14 protein-coding genes and 1 other RNA gene are annotated in these 13,988 nt (G+C 52.3%); 8 read left to right on the top strand and 7 right to left on the bottom strand.

Annotation, left to right across the window (positions count from 1 at the left end; all coding sequences use genetic code 11):
• Nucleotide 1: 1 nt before the first annotated feature.
• Nucleotides 2-955, top strand: coding sequence for an ABC transporter permease (locus JET16_RS25590; protein WP_199622070.1), 954 nt, complete (start codon nucleotides 2-4; stop codon nucleotides 953-955).
• Nucleotides 956-1,038: 83 nt separating this feature from the next.
• Here JET16_RS25590 and JET16_RS25585 read toward each other — a convergent pair whose 3' ends face one another.
• The 6 genes from JET16_RS25585 to JET16_RS25560 all read right to left on the bottom strand — a co-directional run bounded on the left by JET16_RS25585 (nucleotide 1,039) and on the right by JET16_RS25560 (nucleotide 7,057).
• Nucleotides 1,039-1,728 carry an ABC transporter ATP-binding protein gene (locus JET16_RS25585; RefSeq protein WP_199622067.1) on the bottom strand — a complete coding sequence of 230 codons (690 nt, stop codon included), beginning with the start codon at nucleotides 1,726-1,728 and terminating at the stop codon, nucleotides 1,039-1,041.
• Nucleotides 1,725-2,849: an ABC transporter transmembrane domain-containing protein gene (locus JET16_RS25580; protein WP_199622056.1), complete on the bottom strand. Its 1,125-nt coding sequence runs from the start codon at nucleotides 2,847-2,849 to the stop codon at nucleotides 1,725-1,727. Before JET16_RS25580 ends, JET16_RS25585 begins: the two co-directional genes overlap by 4 nt.
• The gene (locus JET16_RS25575; RefSeq protein ID WP_199622055.1) at nucleotides 2,846-3,547 is read right to left on the bottom strand and encodes an ABC transporter ATP-binding protein; all 702 of its coding nucleotides are present in this window, start codon (nucleotides 3,545-3,547) and stop codon (nucleotides 2,846-2,848) included. Before JET16_RS25575 ends, JET16_RS25580 begins: the two co-directional genes overlap by 4 nt.
• A 1-nt stretch (nucleotide 3,548) precedes the next feature.
• Nucleotides 3,549-4,631, bottom strand: coding sequence for an ABC transporter transmembrane domain-containing protein (locus tag JET16_RS25570; RefSeq protein ID WP_199622047.1), 1,083 nt, complete (start codon nucleotides 4,629-4,631; stop codon nucleotides 3,549-3,551).
• Complete coding sequence (locus JET16_RS25565) at nucleotides 4,618-5,763, bottom strand: ArsR/SmtB family transcription factor (protein ID WP_199622045.1); 1,146 nt, start codon at nucleotides 5,761-5,763, stop codon at nucleotides 4,618-4,620. The genes JET16_RS25570 and JET16_RS25565 overlap by 14 nt, the downstream gene beginning before the upstream one ends.
• Before the next feature lie 502 nt (nucleotides 5,764-6,265).
• Nucleotides 6,266-7,057: a YitT family protein gene (locus tag JET16_RS25560; RefSeq protein ID WP_199622258.1), complete on the bottom strand. Its 792-nt coding sequence runs from the start codon at nucleotides 7,055-7,057 to the stop codon at nucleotides 6,266-6,268.
• A gap of 274 nt (nucleotides 7,058-7,331) precedes the next feature.
• Between JET16_RS25560 and JET16_RS25555 the strand changes: the two genes are divergently transcribed.
• The 5 genes from JET16_RS25555 (at nucleotide 7,332) to JET16_RS25535 (ending at nucleotide 11,423) form a co-directional block, all read left to right on the top strand.
• Nucleotides 7,332-8,918 carry a DEAD/DEAH box helicase gene (locus tag JET16_RS25555; protein ID WP_199622042.1) on the top strand — a complete coding sequence of 529 codons (1,587 nt, stop codon included), beginning with the start codon at nucleotides 7,332-7,334 and terminating at the stop codon, nucleotides 8,916-8,918.
• Nucleotides 8,919-9,059: 141 nt separating this feature from the next.
• On the top strand, nucleotides 9,060-9,827 hold the full coding sequence (locus JET16_RS25550; RefSeq protein WP_199622040.1) for a YesL family protein: 768 nt from the start codon (nucleotides 9,060-9,062) through the stop codon (nucleotides 9,825-9,827).
• Nucleotides 9,828-9,892: 65 nt separating this feature from the next.
• Nucleotides 9,893-10,076: non-coding RNA, 6S RNA (gene ssrS, locus JET16_RS25545), on the top strand.
• A gap of 214 nt (nucleotides 10,077-10,290) precedes the next feature.
• Complete coding sequence (gene sleB, locus JET16_RS25540; protein ID WP_199622255.1) at nucleotides 10,291-10,917, top strand: spore cortex-lytic enzyme; 627 nt, start codon at nucleotides 10,291-10,293, stop codon at nucleotides 10,915-10,917.
• A gap of 116 nt (nucleotides 10,918-11,033) precedes the next feature.
• Nucleotides 11,034-11,423: a DUF1499 domain-containing protein gene (locus JET16_RS25535; RefSeq protein WP_199622039.1), complete on the top strand. Its 390-nt coding sequence runs from the start codon at nucleotides 11,034-11,036 to the stop codon at nucleotides 11,421-11,423.
• A 195-nt stretch (nucleotides 11,424-11,618) separates the two neighbouring features.
• Here JET16_RS25535 and tpx read toward each other — a convergent pair whose 3' ends face one another.
• Nucleotides 11,619-12,137: a thiol peroxidase gene (gene tpx, locus JET16_RS25530; RefSeq protein WP_199622038.1), complete on the bottom strand. Its 519-nt coding sequence runs from the start codon at nucleotides 12,135-12,137 to the stop codon at nucleotides 11,619-11,621.
• Between the two features lie 283 nt (nucleotides 12,138-12,420).
• Between tpx and JET16_RS25525 the strand changes: the two genes are divergently transcribed.
• Together JET16_RS25525 and JET16_RS25520 are read left to right on the top strand one after the other, a co-directional pair.
• The gene (locus JET16_RS25525; RefSeq protein ID WP_199622037.1) at nucleotides 12,421-13,044 is read left to right on the top strand and encodes a rhomboid family intramembrane serine protease; all 624 of its coding nucleotides are present in this window, start codon (nucleotides 12,421-12,423) and stop codon (nucleotides 13,042-13,044) included.
• Between the two features lie 3 nt (nucleotides 13,045-13,047).
• A complete protein-coding gene (locus JET16_RS25520) occupies nucleotides 13,048-13,938 on the top strand; it encodes a LysR family transcriptional regulator (RefSeq protein WP_199622036.1) in 891 nt (296 codons plus the stop codon).
• Nucleotides 13,939-13,988: the final 50 nt, after the last annotated feature.

Raw genomic sequence — 13,988 nt, 5'->3', positions numbered from 1 at the left:
CATGTGGACGACAATTCAACAAATAATGCCGTATGCCGTTGTGTTCACTATTCCTCTTCTGATCACCGCGCTCGGCGGTTTATTCAGCGAGCGAAGCGGTGTCGTCAACATCGGTTTGGAAGGGCTCATGGTCGTTGGCGCATTCGCCTCGGCGTTCGTAATTTTCCGCCTTCAGGCAATATATCCGGGCAGCCAGTGGACCCTGTGGGCCGGTTTGCTCGCCGCTATGGCGGCCGGCATATTGTTTTCGCTGCTGCATGCGTTCGCCAGCATTAACTTAAGCGCCAACCAGGTCATCAGCGGAACGGCGCTGAATATGATCGCTGGCGCTATCACCGTGTTTTTGTCCCGCAACATGACGGGCAGCGGAAACATCCGGATTACAACCGGGTTCTTTCCTGTAAAAATCCCGATTCTCTCGGATATTCCGGTTATCGGGAACTTGTTTTTCATGAAGACGTATTGGACGACCTGGCTTGTGCTTGTTATTCTCGCACTCTGTATTTACGTGCTTTATTACAGGCCGTTCGGACTTCGGCTGAGAGCTTGCGGGGAACATCCGCACGCGGCGGAAGCGGCCGGCATTAACGTAAGAAGGATTCGTTACATCGGCGTCATGATTTCAGGCGCTTTCGCCGGGCTCGGCGGCGCCGTCATCATCGTAACGTACGCCGGCGAATTTACCGGCACCGTGTCCGGCTTGGGCTTCCTGGCGCTCGCCTCCCTTATCTTCGGCCAATGGAGGCCTCTCGGAGTGCTGGCCGCCACGCTGTTCTTCGGCTTCGCCAGCACGGTGGCGAACGTGTCGCAGATCAATCCGGCGTTAGCCGTCGTGCCGCCGATTATCCTAAAGGTTTTTCCGTACGTGGTCACATTAATCGCGCTGGTCCTGTTCTCAAAAGCGTCCCAAGCGCCCAAAGCTGCCGGTGAGCCTTTCGATCCGGGAAAAAGGTAGTTGTAATTTGCAGCACGTCCGCTTCTTTCTCCTTTTAGGAGAAGGGGGCGGTTTTTTTAACATTATAGGGTCAAAAATTGACCCTAAACGTCGGTTCCGGATGACCGCAACGAGTGCTCGCCGTCCTCGAACTGGAGCCGGTACAAGCGTGCGTACAATCCGTTATGCGCCATTAAGGTGTCGTGGTCGCCCTGCTCCGCGATCCTCCCGTTATCCATGACAATGATGCGTGTGGCGTTGCGGACGGTCGACAGTCTGTGGGCGATGACCAGCGTTGTGCGCCCCTGCATGAGACGGTCCATGGATTGCTGGATGAGCTGTTCGGATTCGTTGTCGAGCGCCGAGGTAGCCTCGTCAAGAATAAGCAGAGGCGCCTTGCGAAGGAACGCGCGGGCGATGGCGATCCGCTGTCTTTGGCCACCCGATATAGTGGAGCCGTGCTCGCCAAGCGCCGTATCGTAGCCGTCCGGAAGTTTGGCTATAAAAGAATCGGCTCCGGCCAGCCTCGCAGCTTTCTTGATATCTTCTTCCGAAGCGCCGTCAGTGCCGAACGCGATATTGTCCCGTATCGTGCCGGAGAACAGATAGGGCAATTGCGGCACGTATGTCAGCATTTTCCGTGCTTCGTCCAACTCCTCCCGCAAAGATCGTCCGTAAACGGAAACCGTTCCCTTATCGGGTTGATACAAACCGCAGCAGAGGCGGGCCAGCGTCGTCTTGCCCGATCCGCTGGGACCGACGACCGCCACCGTTTCGCCGTGTTCGACGGTCAAGTGAAGCCCTTCGAATAAAAGCGGCGCTTGTTCGCCTTCTGTTGAACGGTGGGCAAGGTTGACGTCGCAAAGACAGAGTGCCGGGCCGGTTGCACACGTTCGACCTTTGCATGCGATTCACCATCATGGACGTTCCCTTCAACCGGCATATCCATAATCTCGAATACGCGGTCTACGGCGCCTAGCGACTCCTGGACACGTCCCCATGTTTGGGACATGTTGACGAACGGCCACTGTACCCTGCCGATCAGTATGATGAACGCTAATACCTCGCCTGCGGACATGGTTCCATGGATGGCCGACAAAGCGACCAGCGCGGCGCAAACGACCATGACGACGTTATTGGTCAAAGCGGATGACTGCCATAGGAGCGCATTCCACCATGCTCTCTTGCGCAGCATGGCGTTCAGTTCGTGACGTTCTTTCACATATTGCGACAGCAAGGCTTCCCCCATTCCGAACGCTCGGACGACCTTCATTCCTTGCAAAGTTTCTTGCAGCAGAGAACGGACCTCCGCATCCTTCTGCTGAATTCGTTCGGATAGCCGGCGGAGCCGTCTGTCAAAGAAACGTCCGGTGAAAAAGACGACAGGACCGGACCCGATCGCGAGAAGCGCCAGCCAGGCGTTCATGCCGGCCAAATAGCATAATGAGACGACGCACAACACCATGTTATAGCCTAGATCGAATACGATATTGCCGGCGGCATTGACGGCAGAGCCGACATCACGCGCATTACGCGAGACAATATCTCCGGAATGCATCGATTGCACGGTCCGGAATGGAAGCCGGCTGCTTTGCTCAAACAGGTCAACCGCCGCGTTTTGAACCATTCCGGCATGAGCTGCATGACGATAATAATGCTGAAACATCATACTGACCGTAATTGCTGCGCAGATGATGCCGCAAATCAGGATCAACCTAAGCAAGGCGTCCATACTGGAACTGTTGATGGTGTCGATAAAGAGCTGCTGCACCCAGGCAAATCCCACCTCCAAAGTCAGATTCGCGCTTAACAGCAAGACGGCGACGCCGAGCGGAATACGATAACGCGACGCATACTTCAGCAGCCGAACAACGATTGGAATGCTGCCGGATCTGGCCGGGGACATTGCATTCATGCGATTATTTCCTCCATCATTCCGTAGTTTGTACGGGTTTGTTCGTGCATGCTCCAATATTTCCCGGATAATGCCATCAATTCGTCATGCGTTCCGGTTTCGAGAACGGAACCGTTTTCCAAATAAATAATTTTGTCTGCGTCCCGGATTGTGGTCAGCCGATGCGCCACAACGACCGTAGTTCGGCCTCGCATCAGTTCGGACAACGCAGCCTGGATGATCCGCTCGTTATGGCTGTCCAAAGCCGATGTCGGTTCATCGAGCAGCAGCAGCTTCGGATTCCGTACAAATGCTCTTGCAATCGACAGACGTTGGCGCTCCCCCCCGGAAAGCGTCAAGCCGCGCTCGCCGATGCGGGTTTCGTATTGCTGCGGCGTACTCATTATGAAGTCGTGGATGCCGGCCGACCGGGCAGCTTCAATTACATCCTCCCGTGAAGCGCCGGAACGCCCCCATGCGATATTATCGTATAACGTTCCTGAGAACAGGTACGGTTCTTGCGATACATAAGCAATCCCGCTCCGCCATTGCCGGGGATTGATTTCCGGAAGCGGAGCGTCTCCGCACCGTATAGTTCCGCCGGTCGGTTCATTTAAGCCCAGCAGCAGATTAAGAACCGTGCTCTTGCCGCTGCCGCTCGGACCTGCGAGAGCGGTGATTTTTCCTGTTTCGATATGGAATGAGATGTTCCGCAGCACGTCATCCCCGGTATTGTAACGGTAGGAGACGTTGTCCAGTTCGATGGTGTCGTAATGGAACGCGGCTTGATCGGAAGCGGTCTCGCCGGAAGCACTTTCTTCGGGCAGAATCGAGTACCTCAAACATGCGATTCGCTTGAGCGAGGGATGCTTGAAGCTCCGTCCATAGATTAGCCAGACTGGATACGGGATTCGCGATCCGCTCGAAGCTGATAAGGAATGCGGCAACGGCGCCAACGTCCAAACGTCCTTGTATGACCAAATACCCGCCATAGCCGAGCACGTACAGAAGCCCGCCGTTTACGACGAGTATCGGCAGCCGGTATCCGACCGCTTCCAACCGAAGCACCCGATAATGCGTTTTCAAGTAAGCGGTACACTTCTGTGCGAATGCATCGCGAAGCTTGGCCGCGAGAGAAAAGCTTCTGACTACCTCCGCGCCCTGTACGATGTCCTGCGTGAACGATTGCTGTTCCGCTTGAATCTTTTGTCTTTGCTCATACAATCCCCGCAATTTGCCTGCAAAAGGGAGCATCACCAACGGGGTCAGCGCGGCGATCAATAACGTTCCGAACGTAAGCGAGAATTGCAAGGTGACGAGGTAGGTTATCATGAAAACGATTTGAAGCATATTGCCGAGGAAATCCATCGCTTTCGCATTGACGCCCGCCTGCGCCGCTGCAGCGGAATCGTTGATCCGGCTGATGAGATCGGCGGAATGATACCGATCCGCTTCTTTCATACGTATGCGCATTAGCTTACCAAGCACCACCGTTTGCAGTCGTGCCGTCGACTTGAATTCCAGCATCGCGGTTACGCGGGCTTTAAGCAGGTTCGCGACAACTTCCAAAATAACGATCCCCAATGCCAGAACGGCCGCCGACACCAAAAGCGAAAGGTCTTTCTGCGTCGCCGCATTGATGATCCTGCGCAGCGATTCCGCTATCCCCACACCGACAAGCGACAAGCCTGCCGTAAGGATGCAGAGAACGATATACCAACCGATATAAGGCTTTCCCAGCTTAATAAGTCGAAGAAGTACATGTGAAATCGGGCGCTTGCTTTGCTGCTCAGTCCCGCTCATCTTTCCCGCCTCCCGGACCTGGCCCATATTTTTCCTCCCCAAGAAGCACTTTGGCGGTCAATTCAAGCATCTCCCGCACCTTCTCTTTGTTAACGTTGTAATAGAGTCTGTGCTCGGATCGCTTCAGCTCGACCATATCGAGCAGAACCATGAAGTTAGCGTGATAATTGACCGCCGCGGGAGTGACGCCTAATTCGGCGGCCAGCTCCTGTCCGTAGAGCGGGCGTTGTGCCACAAGTCGAATGAACTGAAGTCTGCGTTTGTCGGAGAATGCCTTGAAAAACTTCTCTACCTTGGCGATCGCGGCTTCGGGACCGAAATATTGTTCGTTGTTAATGCCGAAGATGATCCAATCCGCATGCTTTCCGATATTGTATAGCGAGCATCCGATCTGGAACATGAAGCTGACATGGTGGATGGCGGTACGAGTGTAGAAAGTCGGATCCAGCTTGTGAAAATCGTGCAGGAACCGTTTGGGATCGGTTTGGAAAAGCTTTTCATAGCGTTCAATAGCCGCTTCGCACTTACTCCGGAGCTCTTGAGCATGGGGAGCGAATGCGAGACGGTGAAACTGCCGGATGAGCATCATATACCGCTGCTTCGTCTCTTCGGGATGCACCAGACACTCCAGAAGATGCGACTGTGTCCTATCGACTTGTCCAGACGGTTCGATTTTTCGAGTTTGTTCGGCGAGCGCTTCGAGATCAAGGTGGAAGTCGTTCCATGTCCGGCCCTGAAGAAATTCTCCGAGGTTGTCGTTATACGCGCATCGAACCATCATGGAGACGATGTGCCCCGCCGGAGTTATTTCAAGACGGTCTATCCATTGTTCCGCCGTCTCATCTTCCCTACTGTCAAAAGCGGATGCATAGAAGGCGATATCAGGCCCCCATCGAAAGAAACCAAAGTCAAAAAAGTAACCCAGTTCCCGTTTCATGTGAGGCGATAAGACCTCGCCGGTCCGATCGAGCAATACGGTCAGAAACGGGTCGACCTCGACGTGAAGTTCTTCCGCGAGCTGCAGCATTTGATCTTTACGGGCAGTCATGCTCATCGAGACAAGCAGTTCGATCGGCTCTCTGTACGTGAATGACAGTCTTTGTTTTAATATGTCTTGAAGTGATTCATTCATCGCGCACATCTCCATTACCACTGAATTTAATCCGAAAAACAAAACATTTAATAATCATTTAATGTTAAACTATTCCAACTCCTCTTGTTTGTCAATACTTTCTTTGCATAAAAAAGAACCGCCCGGTGATTGGCCGGACGGTTTTCACGAAAGTATAGGCAGTATGGTGCGCGGAAATGACCGTTTATGGCGATTTGCTTCGTTACACTCGCAAACCGGGTTGGCCGCCCCTTTTAAGCGGCATGACAGCGAACGGTCGAAAAGGTCGTTACTAACACACTTTTTACTTGCTTGCACTTTGATGAACGGTCGTACAGACCGTTAACAACGCCGGTTTCACGTCTGAAAGCCCTTTTTCATGCTTTTGAGCATTATTAAGAGCTGTTTCGACCGTTAGATTTCAAAATTATCCTAAAATATTCCAAATTACCGATCCAAATTACCGCTCCAAATTACCGATCCAAATTATCGCTCCAAATTACCGCTCGCGGTAAGGGACCCGCTATTCCCGCCGGAACAAGCCCATTACGCCGGCCGTTTCCACGATGTTGACGAATGCGTTCGGATCCGCTTCCCGGATTTTTTTCTGCAGCTCGGTAAGCTCATACTTGGTCGTGACCGTCATCAGCAAATATTTTTCACTCTGGGTATATGCTCCCTGCGCATCGATAACCGTCACGCCCCGGTGCGTGCCCAGCAGCTTTTGGAGCATCTGATCTTTATTCGTTGTTACGATAAACGCGGTGATTTTAATATGGCGAACGTGGATGACATCGATAATGCGGCCGGTCACAAATAAGGAAATCATCGAATATAGCGCCAAATCCCAATCCTTCAAGGATAGGCCGAGCGCGACAATGACTCCGCCGTTCAACGCGAACAGGAGGCCGCCGAGCGGAAAATCGCGTCTGCGGGTGACGATGGAGCCGACAATGTCGAAGCCGCCGGTTGAGCCGCCCGCACGAAAAGACAAACCCGTGCCCAATCCGACGAGCACCCCTCCGAACACCGCGGCAAGAATAGGGTCCTGGTTAAACCGGATCTCGGGAACGAACTGCAAGGCGAGGGCGGTAACTACAACGGATACAAAGCTCAATCCAACGAAGCGTTTGCCGAGAACGATCCAACCCCAAATAAAAAGCGGGGCGTTCAGCACAAAATATAACCAGCCGATATTCAGACCTGTTATATAGCCGATCAGCATGGAAATTCCGGAAACGCCGCCGCTCAACACTTGGTGCGGTATCAAAAACGCGTTGAAGCCGGAAGCCACAAGAACGGCTCCGGCGCTCATATAAAAGATTTCCCGAACAGTGCGAAGGTACGATATCACGATTTAGTCACCTCTAAACTTAGTATGGCGTATTTTGCTTTTCGCACAAACTGGCAATGAAAACTTTTCATGTGTTATAATAAGCGTAATATTCTTAAGTACGCTAGTATTTTCCGAATGGAAAATGCTTTTTTTTCGGGACTTTCTGTATTGGTGCGGCTAAGTAAGGTGTGCGAATGTTTGGTCTGAAGCGGCTTAAGAGTACGTAGACCAAAATCGAAGGAGTTTGAAGCAGTTGAAAACATTCAGCGAATTCGGCTTGGAGCAGAAGGTGCTCCGGGCCATTACCGAGATGGGATTCGAAGAGTCGACGCCCATTCAGGAGAAGGCGATTCCGATCGCATTGGCGGGACAAGATCTGATCGGGCAGGCGCAGACGGGTACGGGAAAAACGGCGGCGTTCGCGATTCCATTGATCCAACACATCGAAACGACGGAAGAAAGGATCATGGCGCTTATAATGACGCCGACACGGGAGCTTGCGATTCAAGTGGCGGAGGAAATCGGCAAGCTGGCCAGATTCAAGGGAATCCGCAGTCTGCCGATCTACGGAGGGCAGGATATCGGACGCCAGATCCGCGCATTGAAAAAGCGCCCTCAAGTGATCATCGGCACTCCGGGCCGGCTGTTGGACCATATCAACAGAAAGACGATCCGGCTTGACGACGTTCGTTACGTGGTGCTCGATGAAGCGGACGAAATGCTCGACATGGGATTTTTGGAAGACATTCAATCGATATTGAGCCAAGTGCCGGAAGAACGCCAGACGATGCTGTTCTCGGCAACAATGCCTCCGAACATCCAGAAGCTGGCGCAGCGGTTCCTGAAAAATCCGGAACACGTTTCGGTAGTGCCGAAACAAGTGAGTGCGCCGCTCATCAGCCAGGAATATATTGAAGTGCATGAGAAGTCCAAGTTCGACGCGCTTTGCCGTTTGCTCGATATGGAATCGCCGGATTTGGCCATCGTATTCGGACGCACGAAGCGCCGTGTCGACGAGCTTGCCGAAGCGCTGCAAAAGCGCGGATATTCCGCGGACGGATTGCACGGAGACTTGTCGCAAAACATGCGCGACACCGTAATGCGCAAATTCCGCGACGGCAGCATCGACGTGCTGGTCGCTACGGACGTGGCCGCACGCGGCCTTGACGTCTCCGGAGTAACGCACGTAGTCAATTTCGATCTGCCGCAAGATCCGGAATCTTACGTGCACCGCATCGGCCGGACGGGCCGCGCAGGCAAAGAGGGTACCGCATGGACGTTCGTTACTCCTCGCGAGCTCGATCATCTCCATTTCATCGAGAAGGTAACCCGCCATAAGATTCCGAAGCGGACGTTGCCAACGATTGCCGAGGCGATCGAAGGCAAACAGAAGGTTGTCGCGGAGCGAATTCTCGAACTCGTCCATAATGAAGAATACAACGAATTCAAAGCGATTTCCATCCAATTGCTTGAAAATCACGACAGCGTAAACTTGCTGGCCGCAGCCATCAAACTGCTGACCGGCGGCGAGAAGAAGGAAGTCAGTGTCGAATTGACTCCGGAAGAGCCGATCCGCGTGAAGAAGCGCAAGCCCGACATACGCAGCTCGGGGCGCCGAGTCGGCGGTGGGGGACGTGATTACCGGGGCGGCGGCGAAAGACGTTACGGCGGCGGCAACCGTCAAGGCGGCGACAGCGAACGCCGTTACGGACGGCGGGACGACAACCGTTACGGCGACCGGCCGTCGTACAACAACCGTCCGCGTACGGGCGGCGGAAACCAAAGATCGACGCGCACGGGAGACAACAACAACAACAACGGCGATTACGCAAACTTGTAAGCATGAACCGAAGACTGCCTGAATGAGGCGGTCTTCTCTTTTTGCTTCCTCGTGACGTCAACTTGTATTATAGTTAATAGGAGACAACCCGCCTGGGCAAGTTAGGCGAAGGAAAAGCGTAAAGCAGGAGGAGTGCCCCGAATGGAGTTTCGTGGACTAATGGGCGGTTTTTACCGCATTTCGGAATGGATAATGCGATTATCGGTAACGAATATTTTGTGGATTATCGGAGCATTGCCGGTATTCTTTTTCGGTTTTGTCACTTTGTTTGCAGCCGACGAAGCGCAGCTTCAATCCAGCTTGTTTATCGTCGCCGTGCTTTCTCCGTTTCTGCTGTTCCCGTCAACAACGGCTATGTTTGCGGTCGCCCGCAAGTGGGTGACGGGAGACGGCGATGTGCCGCTGTTGAAGACATTTTTCCGTGCATATAAAGAAAATTACTTGCTGAGTATGGTCGGAGGAATATTATTTATCGTCTTGTTCGCCGTTTTATTTTTTAACTTTCGATTTTACGCCGGCCAGAACGGGACTTTCAGCATAATTGCCTATCTGTTCATTGCGTTCTCTTTCTTGCTGTTTATCGCCGTGTTTAACTTTTTCTGTATTGCGGTTCACCTGCATATGAACGTATGGCAAGCGTTTAAGAATGCATGCTTGATTACGATCGGCCAACCGGTCCGCTCTTTGTTGATCGCGGTCACGAACGCCGTTATCGTATACATCAGCTTCACGCAAATTACGTTCCTTATCCCGTTCTTTATGGGCAGTCTCATCGCTTTCATGACGTTCTGGCACTTCCACAACGGTTTCCGGAAGCTGATGGACCGCCATCAGAAAGCGCAGGAGGCCGCCGGTGAGGGTGAGCAAGAGGAGTCCGGAAATGCTGCGCCGCCGGAATCGGAACGGTAAGGCTGGCAAACTATCCACGAACTTCTGTTTACTTCGGCGGGGTGAACGGATATAATAGGACTACAAAACACCTGCGATGTTCGTTTCGGGACTATTTGTTTTGAACCAATGCTTGTTTCCCGGGAGTCTCATATTGACGCTGCGGCTGGCATGCCCTTGCGAAGGGACGTCAAAAGCATGCGCTGCGGACACCCACCTGCCTGTGCAGGTTCAGAAACAAACATACCGGACGGCATAGGCGGGGTTTTCTTTTTTTTTTTGAATGTAGAACACAATACTTTACATACTAAAAGGAGCAAATACTTGCTCCGGAGGTGGGCGTGTGACGGAACAAACACGCAACGGGCGGCCGAGGAGCCGCTCTTTTTTATTCAGAGGCTTGGTCTGTGCACTGGTTTGCTTGATCGCGGCTGTCGGGGTTTCGCGTCAAACGTCGTTATCTTTCAGTCAATGGTACTGGGTGATGGAGCAGGGCGATGTCGGATCGGACGTCGCCGAGCTGCAGTCGCGGCTGCAATTTCTAGGATTTTATGGAGGTAACGTTGACGGCGCATTCGGTCCGGGTACGCGGAAAGCCGTGATCGGGTTTCAACGGGAATTCGGGCTGCCTGTCGACGGGAGAGTCGGCCCGGATACAAAGACGGCGTTGGCGAAAGCTACAAAAAATTGGCGGCCTGGCGGCGGCAATGCCGGACGCGGCGGCACGCGGAGGGCACCGGTCCGGACCAGCCGCTTCTCCAGCAACGATATTAACTTGCTAGCCCGGGCTGTTTACGGCGAGGCCAGGGGAGAGCCTTATATCGGCCAGGTGGCTGTTGCCGCCGTCGTCTTAAACCGCGTTGACAATGCCGCCTTTCCGAAGACGATATCGGGCGTCATATTTCAGCCGCGCGCGTTTACGGCGGTCGATGACGGGCAAATATGGCTCGATCCGAACGGTACGGCTTACAAGGCGGTGCAAGATGCCGTGAACGGGTGGGACCCGTCGGAAGGCGCCTTATATTATTTCAATCCCGTAACTGCCACTTCGGGCTGGATCTGGAGCCGTCCGCAAATCAAACGAATCGGAAAACATATATTTTGCCGGTAAAACCCCCTCGGCTGCGCAAGTTTTGAAAATACGGTTTGCCCATTCGTACGGTGTAGTGGTAAGATGTAAATTAGAAAAAGAGCACGGATGGGAAGTTCTTCGAGGGGGGACCGTCATTGTTGAAAAGAGCGCTGATCGGACTGATCCGCAGTCAAGAGCAGACGGGAGAGAAAGCGTCGCTTCCGGAATTAAAGACGAGGTACTACAAGCTTTCCCGCGACAGCCTGTGGGATGAAGTAGTTCAAATCTTTAAGAAAAAACCGGGATATAAGGTGCTCCATGAAGTCAAGAACGTCGGGGAAATCGTAATGGAGAAGCGGACGGTGACCGGGCGCGTGCAGGACGTTACGTTGACGATCTTCTCCATCAATCCGCTGAAATCGGCAATCGATGTTTACTCGGCTTCCAGGGGATCGCTTGGAGATTTGGGCTCGAATTATCGCACCATCTTGGATATTTACGGAACGATCGACAAAAAATTAGCCCAATATAAAATCACCAATTAATAAAAGACCTCCTCTTACGCAATTGTAAGAAGGAGGTCTTTCGTATCTCATCCTTGAGTGTACTTCGATAGAAGTTTTTCTTAAGATTCTAGAATTTATAAGTTTTCATAAAGTGAACGGCAATTCTAGAATCGCAAGAAAACCTACCGCTAATCGCGGTCTTGCTTCTTTGAATTGGCCTCGAAAGAGGTTTTCTTATAATGCCGCCTTTGCCGCCGCCAACGCCTTCTCGTAATCCGGATGCTCGGTCATTTCGTTCAGATACTCCACGTATGTAATGTTATCGTTCTTATCGATAACGAAGATGGAGCGCATTAACAAGCGGAGTTCTTTAATGTGAACGCCGTAGGCGTCTCCGAAGGATACGTTTTTATAATCCGACAGCATTTGAACCTTGTCAACGCCCGCGGCTCCGCACCAACGCGCTTGAGCCATCGGCAAATCGTTGGAAATCGTCAAAATGACGACATCATCGCCCAACTTCGAAGCTTCTTCGTTGAAGCGGCGAGTCTGCGCATCGCAAACGCCAGTGTCGATCGAGGGAACGACGCTGATCAACTTCACTTTGCCTGCGAAATCGGAGAGGGACACTTGATTAAGCAGATCTTTATTCACTTTGAAATCGGGCGCCTTATCTCCGGCTTTCACTTCCGGTCCGATTAAAGTGATCGGGTTCCCTTTAAGTGTGGCGACTCCTGTTCTTTCGTTTGCCATAATCATTTCCTCCTAAATAACGTTTTTTGGATTACAACCTTATATATTATAACATTGAAATTCATGCAATTCATACACAATTACGTAATTTCAATGTTTCAACCAAACCTTCCTTTAATCGCGGTCTGGCTTCCTTGAATGTGCTTCGAAAGAGGTTTGGTTATAACATTGAAATCATGAAGTTTCATGCAGAACCGGATCATGAAAACTTTCCTTTACGTCCGCTCCAAGTTACAATGATGTAAATTGCTTATTGAGCAGCGAAAGCGGGGGGCATGAACGAATGATGTTTCTTCGATATGAAAGCTTCCGGGAATATGTGAAATACTATCCTGTAAATACTGCGATTCTGATTATAGTCGTTGCTGTGCATGCCGGTGTGTTTGTTGCATCGCTCATTACCGGTATACCCGCAGATACGATAAAGCTCGTTTTAGGTATGTTTTCCAACCAGCCTCCGTTCAATGAGGTTTCCAATCTGTGGAGGTATGTGGCGTCCATTTTCCTTCATAACGATTTTCCTCATCTGCTGTTTAACTCGTTTGCGATCTTCGTCTTTGCGCCGCCGCTCGAACGATTGCTGGGGAAGCTGCGGTATGCGGTTCTGTTTCTTTTTGCAGGGATCGTCGGAAATGTATTTACTAATTTTTATCCCCCGGGGATCTTCTCGCTCGGCGCAAGCGGTGCCGTTTACGGGGTGTTCGGAGCGTATTTGTTTCTGACGTTGTTTCGGCGCCGTCTGATGGATGAGGGATCTCGGAAAACGTTATACTCAATGTTAGGTGTTGGAGTTATTTATTCCCTCATTATTCCGCAGATTAACTACTTGGCGCATTTGGGCGGGTTCGTCGGCGGGTTTATCCTGCTCGCCCTCTACTCACAGTTTCTTCGGGGAAGGTATGTGTAATCAATGGAATTTCGGCAGTTGCAATATTTCGTGACGGTTGCCCGGCTGGAGCATATGACGCATGCGGCGGAAGAACTGCGTGTCGCACAGTCTGCGATAAGCAGGCAAATACACCAGCTTGAAGAAGAGCTCGGCGTTGAACTGTTTGCGCAGAAAGGCCGCAATCTGAAGCTGACATCGGCCGGAAGGCTGTTCCTGAAGCGCGCGGAGTCGCTGCTGGTTGACTTGGATCGATCGGTGCTTGAAGTGAGGGAGTTCATCGACCCGGAGGCGGGGGAAATTAGGATCGGGTTTCCGCACAGCTTGGGAATACACCTGCTTCCATCCGTTGTAGCCCAATACCGGAAGCTGCACCCGAACGTGAAGTTCAGATTGAAGCAAGGGACGTTCCACATATTGATTCATGATTTATGCCAAGGCGAGATCGATCTGGCATTTATCTCGCCCTTCCCGGAGCATCGGGAACAAGTGGAAGGGGAGCTGCTGCTCACGGAACAGCTGCGGGTGATTTTGCCATCCAACCATCCGCTTGCCGGCAGCCCGGAGATTCATCTGAAGCAATTGGAAGAAGAATCGTTCGTCATGTTCAGCGAGCATTATTCGCTGCGTGCCATCGTGCTTGAAGCGTGCCTACAGGCCGGGTTTACGCCGAAGATCGGGTTCGAAGGGGAAGAGACGGACACGATCCGGGGTTTGGTTGCGGCCGGGTTAGGGGTCAGCCTGCTGCCGGAGATGGCGTTAATCGAGACGAGCCCGATGATGCCGGCGAGCATCCCGGTAAGCGAGCCCCGCGTCGTGCGAACAGTCGGGCTGATCAGGCGAAAGGGAGAGCGGTTGCCTCTTGTGGCGGAGGCGTTCCGGAAATATTTGATCGAATATTTTCAGCAGCTTTGAGTGCTGGTAGCGGTGTTGTTTCACAGTGGAACACGGTGATGCACGGATGA

It is taken from the genome of Paenibacillus alkalitolerans (assembly GCF_016482785.1).
In the GTDB taxonomy this organism is placed as follows: domain Bacteria; phylum Bacillota; class Bacilli; order Paenibacillales; family YIM-B00363; genus Paenibacillus_AE; species Paenibacillus_AE alkalitolerans.
Note: the sequence above shows the minus strand (reverse complement) of the source record. Positions and strands in the feature narration are given on the sequence as shown.

Coding starts and splice junctions, on each gene's coding strand:
- JET16_RS25560 (WP_199622258.1), bottom strand. CDS start 7,057: ATGAGCGCCGGAGCCGTTCTTGTGGCTTCCGGCTTCAACGCGTTTTTG.
- JET16_RS25550 (WP_199622040.1), top strand. CDS start 9,060: ATGGAGTTTCGTGGACTAATGGGCGGTTTTTACCGCATTTCGGAATGG.
- JET16_RS25520 (WP_199622036.1), top strand. CDS start 13,048: ATGGAATTTCGGCAGTTGCAATATTTCGTGACGGTTGCCCGGCTGGAG.
- JET16_RS25525 (WP_199622037.1), top strand. CDS start 12,421: ATGATGTTTCTTCGATATGAAAGCTTCCGGGAATATGTGAAATACTAT.
- JET16_RS25565 (WP_199622045.1), bottom strand. CDS start 5,763: ATGAATGAATCACTTCAAGACATATTAAAACAAAGACTGTCATTCACG.
- sleB (WP_199622255.1), top strand. CDS start 10,291: ATGGAGCAGGGCGATGTCGGATCGGACGTCGCCGAGCTGCAGTCGCGG.
- JET16_RS25590 (WP_199622070.1), top strand. CDS start 2: ATGTGGACGACAATTCAACAAATAATGCCGTATGCCGTTGTGTTCACT.
- JET16_RS25570 (WP_199622047.1), bottom strand. CDS start 4,631: ATGAGCGGGACTGAGCAGCAAAGCAAGCGCCCGATTTCACATGTACTT.
- tpx (WP_199622038.1), bottom strand. CDS start 12,137: ATGGCAAACGAAAGAACAGGAGTCGCCACACTTAAAGGGAACCCGATC.
- JET16_RS25580 (WP_199622056.1), bottom strand. CDS start 2,849: ATGAATGCAATGTCCCCGGCCAGATCCGGCAGCATTCCAATCGTTGTT.